Source organism: Micromonospora sp. U56, from assembly GCF_018070095.1.
Classification (GTDB): Bacteria; Actinomycetota; Actinomycetes; order Mycobacteriales; family Micromonosporaceae; genus Micromonospora; species Micromonospora purpureochromogenes.
On record NZ_JAGPYL010000248.1, the window covers coordinates 1 to 1,501 of the forward strand.

At 75.4% G+C, this 1,501-nt stretch carries 2 protein-coding genes; one reads left to right on the top strand and one right to left on the bottom strand.

Going from position 1 to position 1,501, the window contains the following annotated elements:
• Positions 1-663: methyltransferase (locus KBX37_RS33790; RefSeq protein WP_210779876.1), on the bottom strand; the 663-nt coding region annotated here is incomplete at its 3' end.
• Positions 664-845: 182 nt separating this feature from the next.
• On the opposite strand from KBX37_RS33790, the gene KBX37_RS33795 reads away from it, so the two are divergent.
• Positions 846-1,501 (top strand): hypothetical protein (locus KBX37_RS33795; protein WP_210779877.1); only part of this gene is annotated, 656 nt, incomplete at its 3' end.

Here is a 1,501-nt window from a genome sequence, read left to right on the forward strand (position 1 = left end):
GGCGGCTCCCGGCGGGGTCGGGTCCAGCTCCCAGACGGTGGTGCGCTTCACCCCTACGCTCTCCAGCGCCTCCGGCACCGGCACGTCGTAGGCGGCCAGCTCGCGGAACCGCTCGCGGGGCAGGAAGGCCCGCCCCGGGTCGCCGACCAGCACCCGGGCACCGGAGCGGGCGGCCCGCAGCAGGAAACGCAGCACCCGCCGGGCCATCGCCTCGCTGTAGAAGACGTCCCCGGCGAGCACCACCTCGGCGTCCCCGGCGTCGGCGTCGAGGATGTCGCCGAACTCGGCGTCGACGCGTACCCCGTTGGCCTCGGCGTTGAGCGCGACGGCGGCCACCGCCCGCTCGTCGACCTCGACGGCGCGGACGGTGGTCGCGCCGGCCCGGGCGGCCGCGATGGCGACCAGGCCGGAGCCCGACGCCAGGTCCAGCACCCGGCGGCCGGCCACCAGCTCCGGATGGTCGGTGACGTAGCGGGCCAGCGCCTGGCCACCGGCCCAGGCGAAGGCCCAGAACGGCGGCGGCTGGGAGCTGCGGAACTCGCCCTCGGTCAGCTCCCAGAGCCCGATCGGCTCGTCGGCCTGGTGCAGCCGCACCTCGGGGACGAAGGCCACCGGGGTGAGGCGGGCGTGCAGCCGGACGAAGGCCGCGGAGAGATCGGACACCGGGGAATTGTCTCCCGGGGCGGTTCCCGGGCGTGTCGCGGGTCGGGCGTGACCGGTTCACCACCCAGCGTGATAACCCGACCTGTACTTCACGGTTCGTGCGAACACGCCCGTCTACCGGCTACCCGGCACCGCTCATAGCGTTGCCAGGTGGATGCGACCGACGGGAGGGCGAGGCGGTGGTGACGGTGTGGCGGAACGCGCTGCGGGCCGGGGTGGTGCTGGCCTGCCTGTCCGTGGTGGGGCTGGCCGCGCCCGTGCCGGCCTCGGCGGCGGCCGGCTTCGCCACCGAGCTGAGCGGCCTGCCGGACGAGTTCAGTGCCGGCGACCAGGTGAGCACCCTCTCCGCGGTGGTGTCGCGCAACGACGGCGGCCGGTGCGTGAAGGTCCGCTGGTCGATGGTGCTCAGCGTGCGGGGCCTGCGGCTGGACCAGGTGAAGGTGGACCGGGTGGAGGACTCGGGCAGCTTCCCGTTGCAGATCCAGACCGAGGGGGACATCGCCCGGCTCACCGACCGTCAGCTTGACCCGGGCACGCTCTGCCCGGACCGGACGGTCACCGCCCGCTACCGGGTGGCCTTCGCCGAGGACGTCAACCGGGGTCGCGTCACCCTCGCCGCCGAGGCGTACGACGCCAACCTGCGGCTGCTCGCCCGGCAGAGCGCCACCCGCAACGTGGTCGGCCTGCTCGCCGGCGAGGCGTTCGCCACGCCGGAGCCGAGCGGCTCGGCCGTGGCCGTCGACCCGACCGAGGCCGTCGACGCGTCGGCCGACGCGACCGAGGAGGCGGTGGCGGAGGTGCCGCCGGCGGCCGGGCGTCCGGTGGCCGGTGCCACCCC